At 73.0% G+C, this 23602-nt stretch carries 21 protein-coding genes and 1 pseudogene; 8 read left to right on the top strand and 14 right to left on the bottom strand.

Annotated features, from left to right (window positions below):
- The first annotated feature begins 104 nt into the window (after positions 1-104).
- On the top strand, positions 105-920 hold the full coding sequence (locus tag OERS_RS05860) for a siderophore-interacting protein (protein ID WP_248948396.1): 816 nt from the start codon (positions 105-107) through the stop codon (positions 918-920).
- A 130-nt stretch (positions 921-1050) separates the two neighbouring features.
- Here OERS_RS05860 and OERS_RS05855 read toward each other — a convergent pair whose 3' ends face one another.
- From OERS_RS05855 to OERS_RS05845, 3 genes are all read right to left on the bottom strand, one after another.
- Positions 1051-1944: an NAD(P)-dependent oxidoreductase gene (locus OERS_RS05855; protein ID WP_068625099.1), complete on the bottom strand. Its 894-nt coding sequence runs from the start codon at positions 1942-1944 to the stop codon at positions 1051-1053.
- Positions 1944-2774, bottom strand: a complete 831-nt coding sequence (locus OERS_RS05850; protein WP_068625098.1) for an aldo/keto reductase — start codon at positions 2772-2774, stop codon at positions 1944-1946. Before OERS_RS05850 ends, OERS_RS05855 begins: the two co-directional genes overlap by 1 nt.
- A 125-nt stretch (positions 2775-2899) precedes the next feature.
- Positions 2900-3853 carry a helix-turn-helix domain-containing protein gene (locus OERS_RS05845; protein WP_068625097.1) on the bottom strand — a complete coding sequence of 318 codons (954 nt, stop codon included), beginning with the start codon at positions 3851-3853 and terminating at the stop codon, positions 2900-2902.
- 89 nt (positions 3854-3942) lie between these two features.
- Between OERS_RS05845 and OERS_RS05840 the strand changes: the two genes are divergently transcribed.
- A complete protein-coding gene (locus OERS_RS05840; protein ID WP_068625096.1) occupies positions 3943-4134 on the top strand; it encodes a hypothetical protein in 192 nt (63 codons plus the stop codon).
- Positions 4135-4236: 102 nt separating this feature from the next.
- Here the strand turns inward: OERS_RS05840 and mqo are convergent, their stop codons facing one another.
- On the bottom strand, positions 4237-5751 hold the full coding sequence (mqo, locus tag OERS_RS05835) for a malate dehydrogenase (quinone) (protein ID WP_255354314.1): 1515 nt from the start codon (positions 5749-5751) through the stop codon (positions 4237-4239).
- Between the two features lie 242 nt (positions 5752-5993).
- On the opposite strand from mqo, the gene nirB reads away from it, so the two are divergent.
- Together nirB and nirD are read left to right on the top strand one after the other, a co-directional pair.
- Positions 5994-8567, top strand: coding sequence for a nitrite reductase large subunit NirB (gene nirB, locus OERS_RS05830; protein ID WP_068625095.1), 2574 nt, complete (start codon positions 5994-5996; stop codon positions 8565-8567).
- The gene (gene nirD, locus OERS_RS05825; protein ID WP_068625094.1) at positions 8564-8902 is read left to right on the top strand and encodes a nitrite reductase small subunit NirD; all 339 of its coding nucleotides are present in this window, start codon (positions 8564-8566) and stop codon (positions 8900-8902) included. The genes nirB and nirD overlap by 4 nt, the downstream gene beginning before the upstream one ends.
- Positions 8903-8909: 7 nt before the next feature.
- On the opposite strand, the gene OERS_RS05820 is transcribed toward nirD, so the two are convergent.
- From OERS_RS05820 to OERS_RS05810, 3 genes are read right to left on the bottom strand one after another with little or no spacing between them, the layout of a single operon-like run.
- Positions 8910-9776: a maleylpyruvate isomerase family mycothiol-dependent enzyme gene (locus OERS_RS05820; RefSeq protein WP_068625093.1), complete on the bottom strand. Its 867-nt coding sequence runs from the start codon at positions 9774-9776 to the stop codon at positions 8910-8912.
- Complete coding sequence (locus OERS_RS05815; RefSeq protein WP_068625092.1) at positions 9773-10531, bottom strand: pyridoxine/pyridoxamine 5'-phosphate oxidase; 759 nt, start codon at positions 10529-10531, stop codon at positions 9773-9775. The genes OERS_RS05820 and OERS_RS05815 overlap by 4 nt, the downstream gene beginning before the upstream one ends.
- Complete coding sequence (locus tag OERS_RS05810) at positions 10528-11115, bottom strand: TetR/AcrR family transcriptional regulator (RefSeq protein ID WP_068625091.1); 588 nt, start codon at positions 11113-11115, stop codon at positions 10528-10530. Before OERS_RS05810 ends, OERS_RS05815 begins: the two co-directional genes overlap by 4 nt.
- 247 nt (positions 11116-11362) lie before the next feature.
- Here OERS_RS05810 and bioB point away from each other — a divergent pair.
- The 3 genes and pseudogenes from bioB to OERS_RS05795 form a co-directional block, all read left to right on the top strand.
- Positions 11363-12469, top strand: a pseudogene (bioB, locus tag OERS_RS05805) (biotin synthase BioB); the annotation flags it as partial.
- Positions 12470-12628: 159 nt separating this feature from the next.
- Positions 12629-13165 carry a pyridoxamine 5'-phosphate oxidase family protein gene (locus OERS_RS05800; RefSeq protein ID WP_068625090.1) on the top strand — a complete coding sequence of 179 codons (537 nt, stop codon included), beginning with the start codon at positions 12629-12631 and terminating at the stop codon, positions 13163-13165.
- On the top strand, positions 13162-14550 hold the full coding sequence (locus OERS_RS05795; protein ID WP_068625089.1) for an MFS transporter: 1389 nt from the start codon (positions 13162-13164) through the stop codon (positions 14548-14550). The genes OERS_RS05800 and OERS_RS05795 overlap by 4 nt, the downstream gene beginning before the upstream one ends.
- 13 nt (positions 14551-14563) lie before the next feature.
- On the opposite strand, the gene OERS_RS05790 is transcribed toward OERS_RS05795, so the two are convergent.
- From OERS_RS05790 to OERS_RS05765, 6 genes are all read right to left on the bottom strand, one after another.
- Positions 14564-15691, bottom strand: coding sequence for an aminopeptidase P family protein (locus tag OERS_RS05790; RefSeq protein ID WP_068625088.1), 1128 nt, complete (start codon positions 15689-15691; stop codon positions 14564-14566).
- A gap of 114 nt (positions 15692-15805) precedes the next feature.
- The gene (locus tag OERS_RS05785; RefSeq protein WP_068625087.1) at positions 15806-16636 is read right to left on the bottom strand and encodes a helix-turn-helix domain-containing protein; all 831 of its coding nucleotides are present in this window, start codon (positions 16634-16636) and stop codon (positions 15806-15808) included.
- Between the two features lie 32 nt (positions 16637-16668).
- Positions 16669-17241, bottom strand: a complete 573-nt coding sequence (locus OERS_RS05780; RefSeq protein WP_068625086.1) for a hypothetical protein — start codon at positions 17239-17241, stop codon at positions 16669-16671.
- Positions 17242-17328: 87 nt separating this feature from the next.
- Positions 17329-18252, bottom strand: coding sequence for an NADP-dependent oxidoreductase (locus OERS_RS05775; protein WP_068625085.1), 924 nt, complete (start codon positions 18250-18252; stop codon positions 17329-17331).
- A gap of 66 nt (positions 18253-18318) precedes the next feature.
- A complete protein-coding gene (locus OERS_RS05770; protein ID WP_056650656.1) occupies positions 18319-18726 on the bottom strand; it encodes a VOC family protein in 408 nt (135 codons plus the stop codon).
- A 194-nt stretch (positions 18727-18920) separates the two neighbouring features.
- Positions 18921-20159: an amidohydrolase family protein gene (locus OERS_RS05765; protein WP_068625084.1), complete on the bottom strand. Its 1239-nt coding sequence runs from the start codon at positions 20157-20159 to the stop codon at positions 18921-18923.
- Between the two features lie 114 nt (positions 20160-20273).
- On the opposite strand from OERS_RS05765, the gene OERS_RS05760 reads away from it, so the two are divergent.
- The gene (locus OERS_RS05760; RefSeq protein WP_068625083.1) at positions 20274-20951 is read left to right on the top strand and encodes a GntR family transcriptional regulator; all 678 of its coding nucleotides are present in this window, start codon (positions 20274-20276) and stop codon (positions 20949-20951) included.
- Between the two features lie 4 nt (positions 20952-20955).
- On the opposite strand, the gene OERS_RS05755 is transcribed toward OERS_RS05760, so the two are convergent.
- On the bottom strand, positions 20956-23562 hold the full coding sequence (locus tag OERS_RS05755; RefSeq protein WP_068625082.1) for an ATP-dependent DNA ligase: 2607 nt from the start codon (positions 23560-23562) through the stop codon (positions 20956-20958).
- Positions 23563-23602: the final 40 nt, after the last annotated feature.

The raw sequence follows: 23602 nt of genomic DNA, 5'->3' as shown, positions 1-23602 counted from the left end.
CCGGGAAGCGAGGGCCGTGCCGGCCTGTGCCGCGCTCGTGGACGACGGTGACGACCGGTCGGCAGTTAGGTTAGCCTGGCCTTCTTTCCGAGCAGAGGAGTGTCGTGGCCGGGTTCCAGATGGTCAAGCCGTCCGTCGTGCAGGTCGTCGCCGCGGAGGTGGTCGCCTCGCAGCGGGTGAGCCCGTCGATCGTGCGGGTCACGGTCGGCGGCGAGGGGGTCGAGCACTTCTCGCCCATGGGGTTCGACCAGTGGTTCCGCCTCTTCCTGCCCCGGGACGAGCAGGAGTCGCTGCGACTGCCGACCGCCACCTCGGGGCTCTGGTACGTGCAGTACCTCGCGACGCCCAAGGCGCGGCGGCCGTGGGTCCGCAACTACACGGTCCGGGACGCGCGCCCGGCGGATCGTGAGATCGACATCGACTTCGTCGCGCACGAGGACGGCGGGCCGGCGTCGGCGTTCGCGCTCGGAGCGAGCGCCGGTCATCCCGTGGGCATCCTCGACCAGGGGGTCGGCTACAACCCGCGCGTCCCGCACGACTGGACGCTCCTGGTCGCGGACGAGACGGGCCTGCCCGCGGTCGCGGGCATCTGCGCCTCGCTGCCCGACGACGCGCGCGGGGTCGCGATCGTCGAGCTCCCGCACGCGGCCGACGCCCAGGAGTTCCGCGTCCCGGCCGGGGTGGAGCTCCGGTGGGTCGCGCGCGACGAGCACGGGTCCGACCCGCACGCGGTCCCCGGGCGGCTCGCGCTGGACGTGCTCAAGCGGGCGGACCTGCCGTCCGGCGACGTCTACGCCTACGTGGTCGGTGAGTCGAGCCTCGTCACGGGGGCGCGCCGTCACCTCGTGAACGACCGTGGGGTCCCCAAGGCGCACGTCGACTTCATCGGGTACTGGCGTCACGGACGCGCCGCAGCCTGACCTGCGACGTCTTGGCGCGGGCGCAGGCGCGGCTCCGCGCCGCGCCGCGCCGTCGACGCAGACGGCCCGGCCGGCTGACATCTCGTCGAGGTCCCGGCCTGCGTGCCCGGAGGTGCCGCCGGCGTGCAGGTCAGTCGCGACCCGGCGACGGCGCGCGGGCCGTGCCGAACGCCGTGTACACGGCCGCGATGTCGTCGCGGCCGTGCCCGCGCGCGGCCGCGCTGCCGTAGAGGTCGGTCAGCGCGTCGAGCAGCGCGGGGTCCAGGTGCGCCTGGGCCGCGGCCTCCGAGATGAGGCCGATGTCCTTGCGGAGCCCGTCGAGCGCGAACTGCGGGGCGAACTCGCCCGCGATCATCTCGGCTCCCTTGAGGTGGGCGTAGGGGGAGTCGGACGTGCCGCCCGCGATGGCGTCCAGGAACAGGTGCGGGTCGATCCCCTCGGCGCGGGCGAGGGCGATCGACTGTGCCGTGCCGGCCGTGATCGTCGCGAGCCAGGCGTTGCACGCGAGCTTGAGGGCGGTGCCCTGCCCCACCTCGGTGCCCGCGATCACGACCTTGGCCGAGATCGCGTCGAGCACGGGGGCGACGCCGGCCAGGACGTCGGGGTCGCCCGCTGCGAGCACCGTGAGCTTCCCTTCCTCGGCGGGCTGCCTGGTGCCGAGCAGGTTGGCCTCGACCAGGGTCACGCCGAGCTGTCGCGCACGCTCGACGACGATGGCCGTCCCGTCGCGCCCGATCGTCGACGCCTGGACCCATACCGCGCCGGTGCCGACCGAGGGGCCCGCGGCGTCGAGGACGTCGAGGACCGCAGCCGTGTCGAACAGGATGCTGAGCACGACGTCGGCACCGTGGGCCGCCTGCGCCGCGGTCGGTGCCACGCGTGCTCCGGCGTCGGCGAGCGGCGCGGCGCGCGACCCGGTGCGGTTCCACACCGTGACGTCGAAGCCCTCGCGCAGCAGCGAGTGCGCCACGCCCGTGCCCATGGTCCCGGTGCCCAGGACCGTGACGGTCGGCAGGTCGCTCATCAGAACTCCTCGTGCTCGTCGGAGTCGCGCGCGGCGTCCTCGCCGCGGTCGAGGCCCGCGATCCGGGCCATGTCGTCCTCGGTGAGGGCGAAGTCGAAGATCTCGGCGTTGGAACGCTGGCGCTCGGGGCTCGCGGACTTGGGGATCGTGACGATGCCCTGCTGGACGTGCCAGCGCAGCACGACCTGGCCGGGCGAGCGTCCGTGGGCGGCGGCGATCTCCTGGATCACGGGTTCGGTCAGCACGCCTTCCTCCTGCCCGAGCGGGCTCCAGCCCTCGACCGTGATGCCGCGGTCGGTGAGGTACCGGCGCAGGTCGGTGCGTGCGAGCGCGGGCGAGAGCTGGATCTGGTTCACGGCCGGGACGTGGCTCGTCTCCGCGATCAGCCGGTCCAGGTGGTGCTCGCGGAAGTTCGAGACGCCGATGCTGCGGACCAGGCCCTCGGCGGCGAGGTCGATCATCGCGCGGTAGGACTCGACGTACCGGTCGAGGCGGGGGAGGGGCCAGTGGATCAGGTAGAGGTCGACGTAGTCGAGACCCAGCCGGTCGAGGCTCGCGTGCAGCGCGTCGCGGGTCGCGTCGTACCCCTGGTCCGCCCCGCGGAGCTTGGTCGTGATGAACAGCTCGGCGCGGTCCACGCCCGACGCGGCGAGGCCCTGCCCCACCCCGACCTCGTTCTCGTAGCGGGACGCGGTGTCCACGAGCCGGTAGCCGAGGCCCATCGCGCTCTCGACCGCCCGCGCCGAGGCGTGGTCGTCGAGCGGCCAGGTGCCCAGGCCCAGGAGCGGCATGGGGTGGCCCGAGGACAGCAGGGTGGTGGGGATGGTCATGGAGCGCGCCTCGCGTCGTACGGGACCGGACCCTTCGACCCTAGGCGCGTGCCGTCGTCGTGCAACGTGTAGAACCGCGCCCGACGGCGCCGCGCGCCCGGCCGGTCGCCTCACCCGGGCGCGACTCAGGACGCGTGGCGGAACGTCTGGCGGTAGTCGGTCGGCGGGACGCCGACCGCGCGCCGGAAGTGGTGGCGCAGCAGCGCGGCCGACCCGAACCCGCTCAGGCGCGCGATCTCCTCGAGGTCGAGGCCCGACTCCTCGAGCAGCGTCCGCGCGTGGTGCACGCGCTGGGTCGCGAGCCACTGCATGGGGGTGGTCCCGGTCTCGGCGACGAACGTCCGCGCGAACGTGCGCGTCGACAGGTGGGCGCGGCGCGCGAGGTCCTCGACGGTCTGGGGCTCGTCGAGGTGCTCGTCCATCCAGGCGAGCACCTCGCGGATGCTCTGCTCCTCGCACTGCGGCACGGGGCGGTCGATGTACTGGCGCTGGCCGCCGTCGCGCTGGGGAGGGACGACCATGCGGCGCGCGATCGCGTTGGCCGCCGCGCTGCCGAACTCCTTGCGCACGATGTGCAGGCACGCGTCGATCCCCGCGGCCGTGCCCGCGCTCGTGATGATGTCGCCGTCGTCGACGAACAGGACGTCCGGGTCCACCTCGACCTGCGGGAACCGTGCTGTGAGCTCGTCGGCGTGGCGCCAGTGCGTCGTGATGCGGCGCCCGTCGACGAGCCCCGCCTCGGCGAGGAGGAACGAGCCCGAGCAGACGCTCAGGAGGACCGCGCCGCGGGCGTGGGCCGCGCGCAGGGCGTCGATGATCTCCCGCGGGTACTCGTCGCGGATGAGGAGCGCGGGGATCGCGATGAGGTCCGCGTCCTCGAGCGCGTCGAGGCCGTGGTCGGGGATCAGCGAGGCGCCCATGCTCGTGCGGACAGGGACTCCCGCGACCGGGCCGCAGACGCGGAAGTCGACCAGGGGCACGCCGTCGTCCGTGCGGTCGAGGCCGAAGACCTCGCACACGACGCCGAACTCGAACGGGGCCAGTCCGTCGGCCACGACGGCCGCCACGGTGCGCAACATCCTTCGACGCTACGCCGCTGGCAGGATCTTGTCGATACCTGTCCCTCCTGCCACTCGTGCGCGCCGCGCGGCCGGACCAGGGTGGAGGCATGGACATCCTGGAGCTCGTGATGAGACTGGTCGTGATCGCGGCGCTCGTGGCGCCGCTCGTGGTGATGGCGCTGCGGCGCCCGCCGGCAGGAGGCCGGTTCCCCGCCGGGACGGACGACGGATGGACCCTGCCGCCGGCCGGGCGGGGGGACCCGCGTCGGCAGGTCGACCTGGTCGGTGCGCGGCGGTAGCGACGCCCGGGCTACGAGCGATCGGACGGTACGGCGCCGCACAGCACGACGCCCCGGTCTCCGTGTGGAGACCGGGGCGTCGGTGCGTTCAGCGGTGCGGGGTCAGCGGGCGCCGACCGCCTCCTCCGAGGGGCCGGCGGCAGCGGAGAGCGAGTCGAGCTCGGTCGCCTCCCACTGGGCCTGGCCGAGGCTCGGGATCATGGTCGCGAGCTCGGGACGCCAGGCGGCGAACTGCTGCGGGAAGCAGCGCTCGAGCAGGTCGATCATCGCGGGGACCGCGGTCGAGGCGCCCGGCGACGCGCCCAGGAGGCCGGCGATCGAGCCGTCTGCGGCCGCGATGACCTCGGTGCCGAACTCGAGCACGCCGCCCTTCTTCGGGTCCTTCTTGATGACCTGGACGCGCTGGCCCGCGGTGATCTTCTCCCAGTCCTTGGGGTGCGCGGTGGGCATGAAGCCCTGGAGCGCCGTGAACTTGGACTCGGGGCTCGCGAGGAGCTGGCCCACCAGGTACTGGGTGAGGTCGATGTTCTTGAGGCCCGCACCGAGCATCGACCCGATGTTGTGGGTCCGCAGCGAGGTGAACAGGTCCAGCAGCGAGCCCTTCTTGAGGTACTTGGGGCTGAACCCGGCGTACGGGCCGAACATCAGGTACGTCTTGCCGTCGACCACGCGGGTGTCGAGGTGCGGGACGGACATGGGCGGCGAGCCGACGTCGGCCTTGCCGTAGACCTTGGCCTGGTGCTGCGCGACGAGCTCCGGGTCGTCCGTCCGCAGGAACTCACCGCTGATGGGGAAGCCGCCGTAGCCCTTGGCCTCCTTGATGCCCGCCTTCTGCAGGAGCGGCAGCGCGCCACCGCCCGCGCCGACGAACACGAAGCGCGCGTTGACGGTGCGCGGGGCGGCCTTGGCGTTCCAGGACACGTCCTTGACGGTGACGTCCCAGGTGCCGTCCTTGCGCTTCTTGAGCCGGTTGACCTCGTGCTGGAGGTTCAGCTCGACGCCGTTGGCCGTGAGGTAGGCGAAGAGCTGGGAGGTCAGGGCGCCGAAGTCGACGTCGGTGCCGCTCGTCGCGCGGGTCGCCGCGACGGCCTCGTCGCTGTCCCGGTCGAGGACCAGGAGAGGTGCCCACTGCGCGATGACCGCGGGGTCGTCGGTGAACTCCATCTCGCTGAACAGCGGGTGGGCGCTCAGCGCGGTGAAGCGGCGCTTGAGGTAGTCCACGTTGGCCGCGCCGCGCACGAACGTCATGTGCGGGGTGTGGCTGATGAAGCTCGCGGGCTCGGGCAGGTGGCCGCCGGTGAGCAGGTGGTGCCAGAACTCGCGCGACACCTCGAACTGCTCGTTGATCGCGACCGCCTTGGAGATCTCGACGGTGCCGTCGGCCTTCTCGGGGGTGTAGTTCAGCTCGCAGAGCGCGGCGTGGCCGGTGCCAGCGTTGTTCCACGGGTTGGAGGACTCCTGGGCTACCGCGTCGAGGCGCTCGAAGACCTTGATGGTCCACGAGGGCTCGAGGAGCTTCAGGAGGGCGCCGAGGGTCGCACTCATGATGCCGCCGCCGATGAGGGCTACGTCGATGGTGTTCTGACCCGTTGTCTTCTTAGTCGCCACGCGCTCGATTTTACGCTTGTGAAGGAGTGCACATGGTGTGCGGTCCGTCACGGTCGTGGGTCACACTTTCTCGGGACCAAGGTCCCTCGACAGCCCCTCGAAGGTCCTCACGACGCGCTGATCAGCAGTTTTGACCAGGATCCCTCGTATCTATGGACGAGGATGGTGCGCGAGGCAGATCTCGCCCCGGTCGGCCTCGACTCGTCACGTCGCTCCACGTCACACCCCAACGTCCTGTGAGGCCCCCCCAGATGAGCACTCCCACCCCCGGTCGCGTCGTGGTGGTCGGCGCCGGCATGGTCGCCCACCGATTCGTGAGCCAGATGATCGCACGCTCGCCCGAGGGGGAGTGGCGGGTGTCCGTCGTCGGCGACGAGGACCGTGCCCCCTACGACCGCGTCCACCTGTCCGAGTTCTTCGGCGGCCGCTCGGCCGACGACCTCACGATGGACCCTGCCGTCTGGGAGGACCCGCGCACCGAGCTGGTCACGGGCGACGCGGTCGCGGCCGTGGACCGCGAGGCGCAGACCGTCACCACGCGGTCGGGCCGGGTCCTCGCGTACGACCACCTGGTCCTGGCGACCGGCTCGTGGGCGTGGACGCCGCGGACCGAGGGCACCGACCTGCCGGGGGTCTTCAGCTACCGGACCATGGCCGACGTCCAGGCGCTTCGCGAGTACGTCAAGCTGCGCACCGAGCGGCTGGGGCGCACGCTGCACGGCGTCGTGGTCGGGGGAGGCGTGCTGGGGCTCGAGGCCGCAGCCGCGCTCCAAGGGCTCGGCACGTCCGCGACGGTCGTGGAGTTCGCCGACCGGCTCATGAGCGTCCAGCTCGACGACGCGGGCGGCGAGGCGCTGCGCGTGCTCGTGACGGACCGCGGTATCGACGTGCGGACGTCGACGGGCGCGACGGGGCTCACGGCCGCGGGCGACGGTGCCGTGGGGACCATGGACCTCTCCGACGGGTCGCGCATCCCGGCCGACGTCGTGATCTTCTCGACGGGCATCCGCCCGCGTGACCGCGTGGCGCGCGAGGCGGGCCTGGCGATCGGCGAGCGCGGCGGCGTCGTCGTGGGTGCGGCGTGCCACACCTCGGACCCGACCGTGTGGGCCGCGGGCGAGTGCGCGTCGTTCGAGGACCAGTGCGTGGGCCTGGTCGCGCCCGGCAACGCCATGGCCGACGTCGTGGTGGACCGACTGCTGGGCGGCAGCGCCACGTACTCCCCGGCCCCCGAGGGGACCAAGCTCAAGGGCGTGGACATCGAGGCCGCGAGCTTCGGTGACGTGTTCGGGCTGACTCCCGGAGCGCTCGAGGTCACGTTCGCGGACCCCGTCGCCCGCACGTATCGCAAGCTCGTCGTCTCGGACGACGCGCGCACGCTGCTCGGCGGGGTCTTCGTGGGGGACGCGGCGCTGTACGCGTCGCTGCGCCCCATGCTGGGGCGCTCGCTGGGCGCGGACCCGTCGGCGTTCCTCGCCCCGGAGGGCGGGGCACCGGCGATCGGGGGCGACCTGCCCGACGACGTCGTGGTCTGCTCGTGCGCGAACGTCACGGCCGGGACGGTCCGGGGGGCCGTGACCGAGCACGGCTGCACGAGCGTGGGCGAGGTCAAGGCCTGCACCAAGGCCGGGACGGTGTGCGGGTCGTGCGTGCCGGTGCTCACCAAGATCGTCAACACCGCGCTCGAGGCGAGCGGCGTGACGGTGTCGAAGGCCATGTGCGAGCACTTCTCGATGTCGCGCGCCGAGCTGTTCGCCCTCGTGCGTCAGGACGGGCTGCGGACCTTCACCCAGATCGTCGCGGCGCACGGCACGGGTCGCGGCTGCGTGGTCTGCAAGCCCGTCGTGGCCTCGATCCTCGCGTCGCTGTGGGGCGGGTACATCCTCGACGGCGAGCAGGCCGCGCTCCAGGACACCAACGACCGGGCGCTCGCCAACCTGCAGAAGGACGGCACCTACTCGGTGGTGCCGCGCGTCCCGGCCGGGGAGATCACGCCCGAGAACCTCATCGTGATCGGGCAGGTCGCGAAGGACTTCGGGCTCTACACACGCGTCACGGGAGCCCAGCGCATCGGGCTGTTCGGGGCGCGGATCGACCAGCTCCCCGAGATCTGGCGCCGCCTGGTCGACGCCGGCATGGAGTCGGGCCAGGCCTACGGCAAGTCGCTGCGAGCAGTGAAGTCGTGCGTCGGTTCCTCGTGGTGCCGGTTCGGGGTCCAGGACTCGGTGGGCATGGCCGTCCGCCTCGAGCTGCGGTACCGCGGGCTGCGCTCGCCGCACAAGTTCAAGGTCGGCGTCTCGGGGTGTGCACGCGAGTGCGCCGAGGCCCGCGGCAAGGACGTGGGGGTGATCGCGACCGAGAAGGGCTGGAACGTGTACGTGGGCGGCAACGGCGGCTTCACCCCGCGGCACGCCGAGCTCCTCGCGGAGGACCTCGACGACGAACGGCTCGTGGCCGTGATCGACCGGTTCCTCGCGTACTACGTGCGGACCGCGGACCGGTTGCAGCGCACGGCTCCCTGGGTCGCGGACTTCCCGGGCGGGATCGTCGAGCTGCGCAAGGTCCTGGTCGAGGACTCGCTCGGCATCGCTGCCGACCTCGAGGCCGAGATCGCGCAGCACGTCGAGTCGTACGTCGACGAGTGGGCCCAGACCCTCGACGACCCGGACCGCCTGTCGCGGTTCGTGTCGTTCGTCAACGCCCCCGACCAGCACGACCCCGACCTCGCCTACGTGGGCGTGCGCGGGCAGGTGCGCCCGGCCCGCCCGGGCGAGCCCTCGGACAACAACCCGGTGATCGCCCGCACGGTGGAGGTTCGCAAGTGAGCGCGACGGCATGGACCACGGTCTGCCCCTTCGAGCGGCTCGTCCCCGAGCGCGGTGTCGCTGCGCTCGTCGAGGGGACCCAGGTCGCGGTCTACCGCCTGGCCGACGACCGCGTGCTCGCGGTCCAGCAGCGTGACCCGTACTCGGGGGCGAACGTGCTCTCGCGCGGGATCGTGGGCTCGGTGGGCGAGACACCGACCATCACGTCCCCCATGTACAAGCAGGTGTGGGACCTGACGACGGGCGAGTGCCTCGACCCGAGCGGCAAGGAGCCCGAGGCGCTGCGGACCTTCGAGGTCGCGGTCGAGGACGGGACGGTCCTGGTCCGGGTGTGAGCCGCGCCTAGCGCCGGACGGGGACGCCCGACGGCCACGGACCGAGTGTCGGAAGGTCGACGGTCTCGCCGTGGCGGTGCGCCGTCGGGTCGGTGGCCGTCGCGCGCCCCGCGAGCCACGCGGCGACGTCCGCCGCGCTGCCGGCCACGGTCGTGAGGCCGTCGTCGGTGCTCGTGTTCTCGACGGCGGGCCATACCCCTTCTGGCCCGACGACGGAGCGCGCCCCGTCCTCGTGGCGCACCGTGACCACCGGGCCGGGTAGGCGCGGGCTCAGGAAGTCGAGCAGGTGGTCCGTGAACGCGAGCCCCCATGTCTGTGACGGCGTGAGGCGCTGGGCGGCGCTGACCTCGCCGAGGTCGGTCGCGTGGATGCGGACCTCGCGCCACCAGCAGTCGAGGACGTCGGCGACGGTCCCCTCGCGGTAGGTCACCGGGGCGTCCCACCCCGTGCTGTCCGTGAGGGACCACGCGGCCTCGAGCCTCGTGCCCGCCGCGGTGAGCGCGGCGACGTGCTCGTCCCGGGTGCGGTGCGCGCCGGCCTCGATGCCCGCCGCGCGCCCCTCGGCCCCGCCCTCGTAGACCTCGGCGGTCTCGCCCTGGGCGGCGAGCTCGGCCTGCCGGGCGAGCGCCTCGCCGACCATCGCCACGTGCGACAGCACGTGCCCGACCGTCCACCCGTCGAGGGAGCTCGGGGACCCGAGCGAGTCGTCGTCGAGGTCCTGGGCGGCCTCGATGAGCGCGCGCAGCGCGGTCGCCGCGTCACGCCGGACGGCCGGGAGGTCCTCGCGACCCGTTGCCGGTGGGGCGTCGAGCGGGCCCGTGCGGGCCGGGTCGACGGCGTGCGGTGCAGTCGTGTCCTGCGTGGTCCCTGTCATGGCCAGAGCAGCCCCTTCTCCCAGTGGTGTCCGGCAGCGCGGTAGCGCAGCCGGGTCTGTCCGCGGTCGTCCGATGCCTGCCAGAACTCGACCGCCGTGGGTGCCAGCGCGTACGCGGTCCAGGCGGGTGCGAGGACCGTAGGGTCCTCCTGCACCGCCGCGAGCGTGCCCGCGAAGGCGTCCCAGTACTCCTGCCGCGACGTGAGGTCCTCGCTCTGGTGGCCCACGAGGGCTGCGGCACGCGAACCGTCCGAGCGGGCGAGGAAGTCCGCCGCGCTCGTCGAGGCGTCGGCCGGGAGCGCGGGCCCGACGATCCTGACCTGACGCCCGAGCGCGGGCCACAGGAACGTGAGGGCGGCGTTCGGGTTCTCCGCGAGGTCGTGGCCCTTGGGGCTCGACGAGCTGGTCGCGAACCACCATCCCGACGTGTCGACGTCCTTGAGGATCACGGTGCGCGCCGTCACCTGACCCGAGGCCCCCGCGGTGGACAACGTCATGGCGTGGGGGAGCGGCACCCCGGCGTCGACCGCCTGCCCGATCCACTCCAGGAACAGCGTCGTGGGGTCCGGCGGCGCCGTGGCCGGGTCGAGCGTCGGCAGCCCGGGGCCGAACGTCGGCAGGGCGCGCAGTCGCTCGCGGAAGGTCGCAGGCGCGGGTTCGGTGCTGCCGCCCGCGCCCCCGGGGACCTCGGTCCGACCGGCCGTCCGGGCCTGGCTGGGTCCCGCTCCTGCGAGGTCCTGCGACCGGTCGCTCATCGGGTCACCGCGGTGCCGGTCTCGAACGCCGGTTCGAGCATCGTCACGAATCCCTCGACCGCTGCGGTCAGGGCCGCCGGGTCGTCGAGGGCGCGCGCGAGCACGTACCCGCCCTGGACGATCGCGACCGCCGCGTACGCGCGGTCGTGAGCGACGTCGTCGGGCAGGCCGGTCTCCTCGAAGACCTCCTGGACCCGCGCGACCAGCCCCGCGAAGTAGGCGTGGACGGGCGAGCGCAGCTCCTCGTCCGCCATGACCGACCGGTCGCTCGTCAGACGCCCCACCTTGCACCCGGCGAGCGCCGGTCGCGGCCGTTCGAGATAGGCCACGAGCCGTTCCACGGGCGGGCGGTCGGTGTCGGTGAGGTCCCCCTCGACCGAGGCCAGCGCCTCCTGCGTCGTCGCGCTGATCGCGGCGAGCGAGAGGTCGTGCTTGGTGGGGAAGTGGTGGTAGAGGCTGCCCTGCCCCACGCCGCTCACCTCCAGGACCTGGCGGGGGCTCGTGCCCTCGACCCCCTGGGCCCAGTAGAGGTCGCGTGCTGCGCGGACCAGGCGTTCGCGGCGGGGAAGGTCGGGATCGCTCATGCCGACACCATACCTACCTCTAGGTATGGTGTCGAGAGCTGTGTCGGCGCCAACCCATGGGCCGGGTTCTTGGAGGAAGCCCACCACCCGCTGCGGTCCCGCCCAACGTGCGGTCGGTCGCCTTGTGGAGGTCGGCCGGGGAGAAGGAGAGCCCAGGCGAGAAGGATCGTGGGTCGTGAACCCGCTCCCCGCTCTCCACACCGACCGCCTCGCGCCGGACCACGACGATCCTCACGATGCCCGCGCACTGTTCGACGTGCTCGTCGCGCAGGGCCTGCGCGACGAGTCACCGACCCGCGCCCAGGCGCTCGCGGTCCTGCGGACGACCGACGACGACCTGCTCGACCTCGTGGCCGCCGCCGGTCGGGTCCGTCGTCACCGGTTCGGCCGACGCGTGCGCCTCAACTACCTGGTCAACCTGAAGTCGGGGCTGTGCCCCGAGGACTGCACGTACTGCTCGCAGCGCCTCGGCTCGACGGCCCAGGTCCTGAAGTACTCGTGGCTGAGCACCGAGGACGCGGTCGCGGCGGCCCGGGCAGGGATCGCGGGCGGAGCGCGTCGCGTCTGCCTCGTCGCGAGCGGACGCGGGCCGAGCGAACGCGACGTGACACGCGTGACCGCGATGGTCGACGGCATCAAGAGCGAGCACCCCGACGTCGAGGTCTGCGCGTGCCTCGGGCTGCTGCGCGACGGGCAGGCCGAGCGGTTGGCCGCGGCGGGAGCCGACGCCTACAACCACAACCTCAACACGTCCGAGGCGACGTACGCCGACATCTGCACGACGCACGAGTACGCGGACCGCGTCGAGACCGTCGAGCGGGCGCGGGGAGCGGGGCTCTCGCCCTGCTCGGGGCTCATCGCGGGCATGGGCGAGAGCGACGAGGACCTGGTCGACGTGGCCCTCGCGCTGCGCGCCCTCGGCGCGGACTCCGTCCCGGTCAACTTCCTCGTGCCGTTCGAGGGCACCCCGCTCGCGGGAACCTGGGACCTCACGCCCCAGCGGTGCCTGCGCATCCTCGCGATGCTGCGGTTCGTGTGCCCCGCTGCCGAGCTCCGGCTCGCGGCCGGCCGCGAGGTGCACCTGCGCTCGCTCCAGCCGCTCGCGCTGGAGATCGTGAGCTCGATCTTCCTGGGCGACTACCTCACGAGCGAGGGGCAGGCGGCGCAGGCGGACCTCGACCTGCTCGCCGACGGACGGTTCGTGGTGGAGGGGGCCGACGGTGATGGACGAGCCACGGCAGTCCCGGACGAGCACGACACGGCGATCGTGGTGAGCGGCGCCGGTGCCCCGTCGAGCGAGACTGGCGTGACGGTTCGTCGCCGCGGCCCCGGGACGTCCGTCGCCGCCAACGCGTGAGACCCCGCGCCGCCGATGAGTTCGGGGCCCCGCGCCGGTCGAAGGAGGACGGTGTGGCGACGGAGCCACCCGAGAGACGGAGGACCTCCCATGGCCGGAGAACCTGCCCAGCCCGCCCCCGCTACGACATCCGACGACGGTCCCGTCGGAGAGCTGATGACCGACTTCTCGTCCCCCGGCGCAGCCCCCATCTCCTGGGCGGACGCCCTGACCGTGCTCCAGACCGCCGAGATCTTCTGGCTGTCCACGGTCCGCCCCGACGGGCGCCCCCACGTCACGCCGCTCATCACCGTCTGGGCCGACGGTGCGCTCCACTTCTGCACGGGCCGCACCGAGCGCAAGGCGCGCAACCTCGAGGAGAACCCCTGGTGCGTGCTGACCACCGGGACCAACCTCATGGGCCAGGGACTCGACGTCGTGCTCGCCGGAGCCGCTCAGCGCCTCACGGAGGACCATGTGCTCCGACGCCTGGCCGACCGCTGGGCGTGCAAGTATGACTGGCGTTTCGAGGTGCGTGACGGGGCGTTCTGGGACAGCGAGGCGCCCTCGGAGGGCACGCCCTCCGACGAGCGTGCTGCCGGGGAGGCCTTCGTCTTCCAGGTGCGCCCCGTCACCGTCCACGCGTACGGGCGCGGCGAGGACTACACCGCGACCCGGTGGAGGTTCGACGGCGGGGCTAGCGTGGAGGCGTGACGCCCGCTCAACGCCGCGTGCTGCTCGTCGCGATCCTCGCCTCGTTCGTGTCCTTCCTCGACGGGACGGTGGTCAACGTCGCGCTGCCCGCGATCGCGGACGAGCTGGCCGGGGGAGCGCTCGGAGGGCTCGCCCTCCAGCAGTGGGTCGTCGACGCGTACCTCATCACGCTCGGCTCCCTCATCCTCGTGGCCGGCTCCCTGTCCGACGTCCACGGGCGCCGCCGCGTCATGTGGTGGGGGCTCGTCGGGTTCGCGGTGACCTCGGTGCTGTGCGCGCTCGCGCCCACCGGAGTCGTCCTCGTGATCGCGCGCGGGCTCCAGGGCGTCGCGGGCGCGCTGCTCGTGCCGAGCTCGCTCGCGATGATCATCTCGACGTTCAGCGGCGCGGCGCAGGCCAAGGCGATCGGGACCTGGACGGCCTGGACGGGCACGGCGATGATCGCGGGCCCGCTGCTCGGAGGTGTGCTCGTCGACACGCTCTCGTGGCGCTGGGTGTTCGGCATCAACCTGCTGCCCGTGGCCGTGACCCTGTGGATCCTGCGCGGACTGGAGGAGGGAGACACCGCGACCGGGCGGCGGATCGACGTGCGCGGCGCGGTGCTCGCGGCCGTCGGGCTCGCCGGGCCCGTCTTCGCGCTCATCGAGCACGGGCGGTTCGGGTGGGCCAGCCCCGTCGTGTGGGTGCCGCTCGTCGTCGGGATCGCGGCGCTCGTGGCATTCCTCGGCTGGGAGCGACGCGCCCCCGACCCCATGCTCCCGTTGTCCTTGTTCTCGGTGCGCAACTTCGCGGCGGGCAACGTCGCGACGGCCGCGATCTACGGGGCGCTCGCGTTCGGCGGGTTCGCCGTGACCCTGTTCGTCCAGCAGGTAGCCGGGTACAGCGCGACCCTCGCGGGCCTGGCCCTGCTGCCCGTGACGCTCCTCATGCTGTTCCTGTCCTCGCGCTTCGGGGCGCTCGCGGGCCGGTACGGGCCGCGTCTGTTCATGACCGTGGGCCCGCTGATCGCGGGCTGCGGTTACCTGCTCATGCTCACGACGACCGCCGAGGCGCGCTACTTCACGCAGCTCCTCCCCGGGATCCTGCTGTTCGGCCTGGGGCTCGCGATCACGGTGGCGCCCCTGACAGCCGCGATCCTCGGCTCCATCCCTGCGGCGGACGCGGGCATCGGCTCAGCCGTCAACAACGCGGTGTCGCGCATCGCGGGCCTCGTGGTCATCGCGTGCGCGGGGATAGTGATCGGTCCCGTGCTCGACGTCGCCGGGTTCCACCGGGCACTGATCGTCACGGCCGCGCTGCTCGTCGCGGGCGGTCTCGTGAGCTGGGTAGGCATCCGCAACGAGCAGGTCGTGGCCGCGGGCGTCGCCGACGCTCCGGCCACCTGAGACGCAGTCCGGCCTACTCGACCACGTGCAGCTCGTGCGGTGCGTTGTTGAGGCGGCGGGCGCCGTCGGGCACGTCGTCCGGGAACGCGACCACGATGTCCTCGATGCGCACCCCGAAGTTCCCCGGGAGGTAGATCCCGGGCTCGACCGAGAAGCACATGCCGGAGACGATCGGCTGCTCCTCGCCCTCGATCATGTACGGCGGCTCGTGCGTCGTCAGACCGATCCCGTGGCCCGTGCGGTGGATGAACTGCTCGCCGTACCCGGCCTCGGTGATGACGGCTCGGGCGGCCCGGTCGACGTCCTGGCACGTCGCCCCCGGGCGGACGGCCTCGACGCCGGCCTGCTGCGCGGCCCGGACGACCTCGAAGACCTCGCGCTGCTGGTCGGTGACGTCGCCCCCGACGTGCACCATGCGCGTCATGTCCGAGCCGTAGCCGTCCTTGAGGCCGCCGAAGTCGAGCACGACCATGTCGCCCTCCTGGATGACCCGGTCGCCCGCCTCGTGGTGCGGGTTGGCGCCGTTGGGCCCCGAGCCGACGACCGTGAAGTCGACCTGCGAGTGCCCGTGGTCGCGCAGGAAGCCCGCGAGGTCCGCGGCGACGTCGAGCTCTCGGCGTCCGCTGAACCGGATCTCGACGATGTCCGCGAACGTCGCGTCGTTGGCCGCGCCCGCGGCCGCGAGGCGCTCGATCTCGTCGGGCCCCTTGACCGCGCGCAGCATGGGCAGGGCTTGCGTCATCGCGGAGTACGACGAGCCCGGCAGCGTGCGCTGGAGACCCAGCAGGTGCATGGCCCACGCCGAGTCGGAGATCGCGTACCGCCCCGCGGTGTCGAGCAGGCCGGCCGTGACCGCGTACTCGTCGACGCCGTCCGTCCAGGCTGTGACGTGCAAGGCTGCGGCGCCGGCCGCGCGGTCCAGGTCCGGCCGTTCCAGGACGGGCACCACGATCGACGCCTCGCCCTCGGCCGGCACCACGAGCAGCGTGATGCGCTCGGTCATGGCCGTGGGCGTGTACCCCGTGAAGTACGTCATGTCCGGGCCGGGGGTGACGAGCACCCCGGCGAGGCCGGCGTCGCGGGCCTGGGCAGCCGCGCGGTCGATGCGCGCGGCGAAGTCCTGTGCGGTGAACTCCCTCATGGGGTCAGCCTGCCACCGGCGGCGCGGACGCGCCGGACGAGCGGGTCGCGCCGGCGCAGAAGGGGCCCGACGGCGGAGCGCGGCCCGGTCCCCGTCGCCCACCATGGGCGGGGTTCAGGCCTTGCGGTGCTCCGCGACCCCGCGCAACGCCTCGCGCCGGGTCCGCAGCTCCTCGCGGCCCTCGCGCGTGATCTGCGCCCAGTTCCGGTTCTTGGTGATCCGGGCGTGGACCAGGCCGGCCTCGGTGAGGTCGTGCAGGCGTGCCGCGAGGTTGCGCTCCTCGACGCCCGTGAGGCGGGCGAGCGCGGGCTGGTCGGCCTCGTCGGCGTCCCCGAGCACCGCGAGCACGCGCAGGTTGTCGGTCGCGGGGTCGCCGATGCTCAGCGCGTCGCCGCCGCTCGCGAAGGTCTGCCGCTCACCGCGGAGCGCTAGGCCCGCGACCACGAGGAGGGCCAGGCCGAGGGCGAGACCTCCGACCGCTGTGGGGGCGGACGGGTCGAACAGGGCGTCACCGGTGGTGGTGAGCACGAACGACACCGCCATCGTCGCGATGCCTGCGAGCCACAGGAAGCGGTCCGAGGCCCGCAGCCCCAGGACGGCGAGCCCCATCCCCAGGATCGACGGCACGCCGATCCAGAAGCTGATCGAGGGGAGCAGGAAGGCGATCACGGCACTCAGGACGATCGCGATCCCGTACCCGTCGCTCCCGACCCCTACCCCGGTAGGAAGTCGCAGGACGAACGCCGCCAGGAAGGTCAGCAGGAACGCCGCGACCGGTACGAGCACCATGAGCCACAGCCAGTCGCCCGCGAGCAGGCTCAGCCCCGTGATCACCAGGGTCGCGACCCCTGCTGCGGCGAGCGGGAGCGAGCGTGCGTGCCGTGCGGCGCGGGTCCGCAGGCGTGCGGAGTCGGCTGCGACGAGGGCGGGGACGGTGGCGGGCATGGGCTTCACGGTGCAGCACGGCCGCGCTACGGTCAAACCGTGCGGCCCCCGCGTCGGCCGGTGCGGCCCTGCCGGAGGGACGGCCTGCGGCCGTTCCGACGCCGTCGGTCGCCGGTGCCCAGCACTTCCGGGGGAGGGGCGGGGAAGAGATCGGGCAGCGGTGACGGCAGCCGGGACGCGAGCTTGTCGTCGATCCTGGCCCCGCGAACGGCCTCGGACCACGACGGTTCGGCACGGCACCGGTCGGCGATCTGCTGGTGCAGGTCGGCGCGGTGGTTCAGGACGTCCTCGACGGCGCCCGTGCTGACCCGGTCGAGGAAGGCCCCGTCGTCGTCGGTCTCGACACCCAGTGCGACCAGGGCGTCGAGCAGCGGCAGGGGATCGAGGTCGTAAAGGACCCGCTGGCTGACCTCCTCCGAGTCCTCGATGCGGCGGTCTGCCTCGAGCCGTCCAGCGCGTCCGCCTCCGTCGAGGAGGGACCACTCGCGATAGCGGAGCGCGATCCGGTGCGCGGAATGCGCGTCGAGGGGCGCTCTGGGGGGATCGACGTCGTCGGGACCGTCCGCAGTTTCGTCGTCGGGCGCGCCGGTCTCGTGGTGCTTCACCCGGACACCTTCGCGGTCGAGTGCGGAGTTCTTGTGCGACACGCCCGGCGAGTCGCACAAGAACTCCGCACTCAGCGGCCGGGCGGCTCAGACCGTGATGACGACCTTGCCGCGCACGTGCCCGGTCCGGCTCGCCTCGTGGGCCTTCGCGGCGTCGGCCAGGTCGTAGACCTCGGCGACGTCGACCGTGAGCTGTCCGGCGTCCGCGAGGCGGGCCAGCTCGGTGAGCCCCTCGACGTCGGGGCGGACCCAGACGTAGTGTCCGCCGAGCTCGTCGCGGGCCGCGGCGTCGACGACCGAGGCGACCGTGCCGCCCTCGCGCAGGACGTCGGGCGTGGTGGCCAGCGCCTCGCCGCCGATGTAGTCGAGGACGACGTCCACGCCGTCGGGCGCGAGGGAACGTACGCGCTCGGCGAGGCCGTCGCCGTACGTCACGGGCTCGGCGCCCAGCGAGCGCAGGTACTCGTGGTTGCGCTCGGACGCGGTGCCGATCACGCGCGCCCCGCGCGCGACCGCGATCTGGACGGCCATCGACCCGACGCCGCCCGCGGCCGCGTGCACGAGCACCGTCTGGCCGCTGGTCACCCCGGCGCGGTCGATCGTCTGCAGGGCCGTGAGCCCGGCGAGCGGCGCGCCCGCCGCCTGCTCCCACGTCCAGGACGCGGGCTTGCGGGCCAGCGTGCGGACCGGGGCCGCGACGAGCTCGGCCGTGGTGCCTCCGGAGACCACGTCCTTGCGGACGTAGCCGAACACCTCGTCGCCCACCGAGAGCTCGGGCGTGTCCAGGCCGACGCGCTCGACGACGCCCGCGACGTCCCAGCCCGGCACCACGGGGAACGTGATGTCCATGATCGCGTCGAGGTAGCCCTCGCGGACCTTCCAGTCCACGGGGTTCACGCTCGTGGCCTTGACCCGGACCAGGACGGTGTCCGGTCCGACCTTGGGCGTGGGGAGCTCGCTGAGCTCGAGGACGTCGGCTCCGCCGAAGCGGGAGTAGGTGATCGCTCGCATGCAGGCGGCAACGGGCGACGGCGCCGAGGCATTCCCCGACTCCGCCGCCCGTCGCGTCCCGGCAGGTCAGCCCTGAATCGTGCTGGGGTCCATGTACATGACCTCCCACAGGTGGCCGTCGAGGTCCGAGAAGCTGCGCGAGTACATGAAACCCTCGTCCTGCGGCGGGTTGGTCTGCGCCCCGCCCGCGGCGAGCGCGCGGTCGGCGAGGTCGTCGACACCCGTGCGGGACTCGGCGCTGATCGCGTTGATCGCCTCGGTCGCGCCCTGCGCGTCGACGATCGCCTTGGGCGTGAACCGGCGGAAGAACTCGTGGGTCAGGAGCATCACGTAGATCGTGTCGCTGATGACCACGCACGACGCGTTCTCGTCGGTGAACTGCTCGTTGATCGAGAAGCCGAGCTGCGTGTAGAACGCCTTGGACTTCTCGAGGTCTGCCACGGGCAGGTTGACGAAGATCTGGGTTCCGGCCATGACGTTCTCCTTCGGACGTGCCGCCGGGTGCTGCTCCGGTCGGCGAGGACAGGGTGTCGTCGGTGTAGACCGGGCACCCCCGGAGAACTCATCGGTGCTCCTCGGAGCCCGTGGCGCCGAGGTAGAGGGGATGTGTCGAGGTAGAGGGTCGCGGCCCTCTACCTCGACGCGAGCCCTCTATCTCGGCGGACGCGTCAGACCAGCACCTCACCGTCACGGGCCACGACCTGGCCGGCCGCGACGACGAGCGCACGGGCCGGCGCGCGGACCACGGCGTCCTGGGTGTTCTCGGCGTCGACCAGCACGACGTCGGCCCGCGACCCGACGACCAGGTCGTGGACGTCGTGGCCCACGAAGAAGCCCGCGTCGCTCGTCGCGAGCCGGGCCGCGCGGACCAGGTCCTCGTCGTAGCGGAAGCGTGCGAGCTGGGCCAGGCGCGTGGTGAGCGCGAGCAGGTCGCCCGTCCCGTAGGGGGCCCACAGGTCGCGGATGCCGTCGGTGCCCAGGCCCACGCGCACGCCGTGCTCGCGCAGCAGGTCCAGCGGGAGCGGGGTGGCACCGATCGGGGCGACGGTCGTCATGCTGATGCCCGCGTCGCCCATGGCCTCGACGAGGTCGGCCATGCGGGTCGCGGGCAGCTGCCCGACCGCGAAGCCGTGCGCCACGTTGACCTTGCCCTGGAGCCCGGCGCGGATCGTGCGGTCGATCATGAGCTCGATCTGGAACGCGCCCAGCTCGCCGCCGTCGTGCAGGTGGACGTCGACCCCCACGCCGCGCCGCTCGGCGATCTCGAACAGCCCGTCGAGCTGGGTCACGGGGTCGCGGTCGATCGAGGCGGGATCGAGGCCGCCGATGTGCTCGGCCCCCGCGGCAGCCGCGGCGTCGAGCAGCTCGAGCACGCCGGGCCGGCGCAGGACGCCGTCCTGGGGGAACGCGACGATCTCGGCGTCGACCGCGCCGCCCAGCACGAACAGCGACTCGCGGACCACGTCGATGCCGCGCAGCCCGAGGCCCAGGTCGACGTCGACGTGGGTGCGGATCGCCGTGGTGCCGTGGCGCAGGAACTCGCGCAGGACCGCGACCGTGACGTCGACGCCGGGGATGCCGAGCTCGTCGCGGTGCTCGCGCTCGTGCGCGATGCGCCCCTGCGTGGTGGCCTCGCCGCCGTAGCTGACCCAGGGCTTGCCCCACCAGCTCTTGTCGACGTGCGCGTGCGCGTTGACGAACCCGGGCAGGGCGAGGAGGCCGCGCCCGTCGACCTCGCCCGGGGCGGGGGTCGTGCTGCCCGACGGCGCCTCGGCGGCCGGGACGTGGGGCGTCACCTGGGTGATGCGTCCGTCCGCGACGTGGAGGTCGACGGCGTCGCCGCCCCAGGGGCGGATGTTGCGCAGCACGGACACGGCGACCTGCGGCGTGGTGGAGAACGGGGGCATGAGAGGTCCTTCCTCGGGCGGTGCTCGGCGATCGCAGGCCGGCCCACCCCCCGGAGCAGCCTGCGCTCAAACGGTATACCATTTTTGGAGAGGCTGACCGGGAAGAATGGTGGGATGAGCCCAGCGGAGCAGTTCGAGCCCGAGGCCGAGCGCGTCGCCCGGATCGTGCGCGAGCAGATCATCGACGGCGAGCGGGCCCCGGGGGACAAGCTCGTCGAGCGCGACCTCGCGACCGAGCTCGGCGTGAGCCGCGTCCCGGTGCGCGACGCGCTCAAGACGCTCATCGCCGAGGGGCTCGTGACCCCGCGCCCCCGCACCTGGGCGGTCGTGCGCACCTTCACCGAAGCCGACGTCGAGGACCTCATCGAGGTGCGCTCCGCGATCGAGACCCTGACGTTCCGCCTCGCGGCCGAGCGCAGGAACACCGAGCGTCTCGCCGAGCTCGAGGCCGCGCTCGACCGCGAGGAGCGCGCCGCGCGCGAGGGCGACGCGACGGCCGCCCACCGGGCAGGCGCCGACTTCCACGAGCTCGTCGCGACCACGGCCGCGAGCCCCCTGCTCGACGAGATCGGCGCGATCACCGCGAGCCGGCTGCGCTGGTTGCTCGGGCAGCACGTCGACCTCCAGGAGATGGTCGACGAGCACCGTGCGCTCCTGGCCGCGATCCGCGCGGGCGACGGGCAGGAGGCGGCGCGGCTCGCCGTCGGGCACCTGCGGACCAGCCGCGACGCGGCGCGTGCGCGGCTCGCCCAGCGCGGCGGGGTCGCGCGACGGGACGCACCGCAGGACTGAGGGCTCAGCCCTCCCGGCGCACGTCCTCGGGCGACTTGTCCGGGCGCCAGCCCCGCCAGACCGCGTGCCGGAGCTTGCCGTCGCCCTCGGGGGCGCTCGTCCAGTCCGCGTAGTCGACCTCGCCGACCAGGTGCGGCGTGACCCAGCGGGCGTCCGAGGCGTCCGCGGCCGGCACGTCGAGAGCAGGGTTCGTGACCCGTTCGATCCGGCCGAGCCGGGTCACGAGGTCGCGCCGGTCCTTCTCGGTGAAGCCCGACCCGACGCGGCCCACGTACCGCAGCCCCTCGTCGTCGGGCACCGCGAGCAGCAACGAGCCCACGAGGTGCGACCTGTCCCCGTGCCCCGGACGCCAGCCGATCACCACGACCTCCTGGGTGTGCGAGTGCTTGACCTTGATCCAGCTCCGCGAGCGCCGCCCTGCCGTGTAGGTGCTCGTGCGCCGCTTGGCGACCACACCCTCGAGCCCGAGCTGCCTGCTCGTCGCGACGGCCCCCGCGAGGTCGCCGTCGAACGCGGGCGGCACGTGCACGGTCCCCGACCCGTCGACCAGGTCCTCGAGGATCTCGCGCCGCTCGTCGTACGTGCGCCGGACGAGCGAGCGCCCTCGGACGGACAGGGCGTCGAACAGCATGAGCTCGACCCCGACCTTGGCGCGGGCCGCCGCGACGTCGCCTGCCTTGGTGAGGTTCGCGCGCTGCTGCAGGCGGCGGAAGCTCGGCCGCCCGCGCGCGTCGAGGGCCACGATCTCGCCGTCCAGGACCACGGGCAGGTCCGCGGCAGGGACGCGGGCCGCGAGGTCCTGGAGCTCGGGGTAGGTGAGCGTCATGTCCTTGCCGCTGCGGCTCACGAGGCGGACCGAGGCGTCGTCGGCCGCGCCCGTGACCTGTGCGATCACGCGGAACCCGTCCCACTTCATCTCGTAGGCCCAGTCGTCGGGGTCGCCCTCGGCGGTCAGCGTCTCGACCGTCCCGGCGGTCGCGAGCATGGGGCGGGGCAGTGCTACCCCGACGGGCTCGTCGTCGGTCTCGGACGGGCGCTGCCCGGACGCCCTGCTGCGAGGCCTCGCGTGGCCGGTGGGACGGGCCTCGTCGCGCGGGGCCATGAGATGGATGAGCCAGTTGTTCTCCTCGGCTCTGCCCGCACTGCCCGACGAGCTGCGCTCCTGGTGACCTCCCGTGTGGATGAGCGCGAGCCTCCGCGTGCCGTGCTGCTCGCCGTGCAGCGTGACGATGACCTCCTCGTCGTCGCGCCACTTCTCGAGCTCGTACGTGCCCGCGTCCCAGATGGTCACCTCCCCGCCCCCGTACTCGCCCGCGGGGATCGTCCCTTCGAACGAGCCGTACGCGAGCGGGTGGTCCTCGGTCTGGACCGCCAGGTGGTTCTGCTTCGTGTCGGTCGGCTCGCCGCGCGGGAGGGCCCAGCTCACGAGCACGCCGTCGTGCTCCAGGCGGAAGTCCCAGTGCAGGCGGCGTGCGTGATGCTCCTGGATGACGAAGCTGTTGCCCCCTGGTGACCCGTCGGCCGGCTCTGCGGTGCCCGGGACGGGCTCGGGGGTCCGGGAGGCGTCGCGCTTGGCGCGGTAGGTCTCGAGGCGGTCGCGCCGGGGAGCGGCGTCGGCCTCGCCGCCTTGCTCGGCCTCGCCGCTGCTCCCGCCCGTGCTGCCCGACGGCGTCGCGCCCTTGCGCGCGAACGTCGCCATGCGCTCGGGCGTGGGTTCGAGCGAGGCCAGGTGGCCCGCGGTGAGGGCCGCGAGCAGGTCGCCGATCGTCCGCACCCGCTCGACGACCTCGTCCTTGTCGAGGTGCGCGAGGTCGGGGTCGTCGAGCTCGTCCCACGTGCGCGGTGCCGCGACCGTGGGGTGGGTGCGGCCCCGCAGCGAGTAGGGCGCGATGGTGGTCTTGTTGCCGTTGTTCTGGCTCCAGTCGACGAGCACCTTGCCGCCGCGCAGCGCCTTCTTCATGTCGCTCACGACGAGGTCCGGGTGCTCGGCCTCGAGGTAGCGGGCGAGCTCGTGCGCGACCGCGCTGACCTCGTCGGTGGTCTGGTGCCCGTCGAGCGCCGCGTACAGGTGGATGCCCTTGGAGCCGCTCGTCACGGGTAGGGGGTTCAGGCCCATGCCGCGCAGCACGTCGCGGGCCAGGCGGGCGACCTCGGCGCACTCGGGCAGCCCCGCGCCCTCGCCGGGGTCGAGGTCGAGGACCAGGCGGTCGGGGTTCTTCTGGACCCCGGTCCGGCCGAACTGCCACTGCGGCACGTGGATCTCCAGGGCGGCGATCTGCCCGAGCCACGTGAGGGTCGCGAGGTCGTTGACGAGCGGGTACGCGTTGGTGCTGTGCTTGTGCTGGATCGTGCGGCGCCGGACCCACGTGGGGGTTCCCGCGTCGAGGTTCTTCTGGAAGAACACGGGCCCCTCGACACCGTTGGGCCAGCGCTTGCGCGTCGCCGGTCTGTTCGAGGCGTGGGGGAGCAGGACGTCGGCGACCGCCGCGAGGTAGGCCAGGACCTCGCCCTTGGTCGTGCCCGTGGCGGGGTACAGGACCTTGTCCAGGTTGGTGAGCTTGAGGCGATGACCGCCGACGCTCACGGTCTGCGCCGCCGTCGAGGAGGCCATGGGTCCATGGTTGCCCGGGGCGGGTGGTCGCGCTCGGTGG

The organism is Oerskovia enterophila, assembly GCF_001692445.1.
GTDB lineage: Bacteria > Actinomycetota > Actinomycetes > Actinomycetales > Cellulomonadaceae > Oerskovia > Oerskovia enterophila.
Note: the sequence above shows the minus strand (reverse complement) of the source record. Positions and strands in the feature narration are given on the sequence as shown.

Excerpts from the sequence above, each read along its gene's own strand:
- OERS_RS05855 (WP_068625099.1), bottom strand. The coding sequence starts at position 1,944 with ATGAGCGACCTGCCGACCGTCACGGTCCTGGGCACCGGGACCATGGGC.
- OERS_RS05850 (WP_068625098.1), bottom strand. The coding sequence starts at position 2,774 with ATGACCATCCCCACCACCCTGCTGTCCTCGGGCCACCCCATGCCGCTC.
- OERS_RS05845 (WP_068625097.1), bottom strand. The coding sequence starts at position 3,853 with ATGTTGCGCACCGTGGCGGCCGTCGTGGCCGACGGACTGGCCCCGTTC.
- OERS_RS05840 (WP_068625096.1), top strand. The coding sequence starts at position 3,943 with ATGGACATCCTGGAGCTCGTGATGAGACTGGTCGTGATCGCGGCGCTC.
- nirB (WP_068625095.1), top strand. The coding sequence starts at position 5,994 with ATGAGCACTCCCACCCCCGGTCGCGTCGTGGTGGTCGGCGCCGGCATG.
- OERS_RS05820 (WP_068625093.1), bottom strand. The coding sequence starts at position 9,776 with ATGACAGGGACCACGCAGGACACGACTGCACCGCACGCCGTCGACCCG.
- OERS_RS05815 (WP_068625092.1), bottom strand. The coding sequence starts at position 10,531 with ATGAGCGACCGGTCGCAGGACCTCGCAGGAGCGGGACCCAGCCAGGCC.
- OERS_RS05810 (WP_068625091.1), bottom strand. The coding sequence starts at position 11,115 with ATGAGCGATCCCGACCTTCCCCGCCGCGAACGCCTGGTCCGCGCAGCA.
- OERS_RS05800 (WP_068625090.1), top strand. The coding sequence starts at position 12,629 with ATGACCGACTTCTCGTCCCCCGGCGCAGCCCCCATCTCCTGGGCGGAC.
- OERS_RS05790 (WP_068625088.1), bottom strand. The coding sequence starts at position 15,691 with ATGAGGGAGTTCACCGCACAGGACTTCGCCGCGCGCATCGACCGCGCG.
- OERS_RS05785 (WP_068625087.1), bottom strand. The coding sequence starts at position 16,636 with ATGCCCGCCACCGTCCCCGCCCTCGTCGCAGCCGACTCCGCACGCCTG.
- OERS_RS05775 (WP_068625085.1), bottom strand. The coding sequence starts at position 18,252 with ATGCGAGCGATCACCTACTCCCGCTTCGGCGGAGCCGACGTCCTCGAG.
- OERS_RS05770 (WP_056650656.1), bottom strand. The coding sequence starts at position 18,726 with ATGGCCGGAACCCAGATCTTCGTCAACCTGCCCGTGGCAGACCTCGAG.
- OERS_RS05765 (WP_068625084.1), bottom strand. The coding sequence starts at position 20,159 with ATGCCCCCGTTCTCCACCACGCCGCAGGTCGCCGTGTCCGTGCTGCGC.
- OERS_RS05760 (WP_068625083.1), top strand. The coding sequence starts at position 20,274 with ATGAGCCCAGCGGAGCAGTTCGAGCCCGAGGCCGAGCGCGTCGCCCGG.
- OERS_RS05755 (WP_068625082.1), bottom strand. The coding sequence starts at position 23,562 with ATGGCCTCCTCGACGGCGGCGCAGACCGTGAGCGTCGGCGGTCATCGC.